Origin of the sequence: Pseudomonas putida W15Oct28 (genome assembly GCF_000708715.2) — a bacterium.
Lineage (GTDB): Bacteria > Pseudomonadota > Gammaproteobacteria > Pseudomonadales > Pseudomonadaceae > Aquipseudomonas > Aquipseudomonas putida_R.
On sequence record NZ_JENB01000120.1, the window covers coordinates 1 to 200 of the forward strand.

At 50.5% G+C, this 200-nt stretch carries 1 rRNA gene; it reads right to left on the reverse strand.

Annotated elements, in window-relative coordinates:
• Positions 1 to 200, reverse strand: a 23S ribosomal RNA gene (locus AK81_RS28935); the annotation flags it as partial.

Below are 200 nucleotides of genomic sequence, written 5' to 3' on the forward strand. Positions count from 1 at the left end.
CTACCTAACCACCTGTGTCGGTTTGGGGTACGGTTCCCAGTTATCTGAAGCTTAGGAGCTTTTCTTGGAAGCATGGTATCAACCACTTCGTCGCCTAATGGCAACTCGTCATCAGCTCTCGGCCTTAGAATCCCGGATTTGCCTAAGATTCCAGCCTACCACCTTAAACCTGGACAACCAACGCCAGGCTGGCCTAAAAA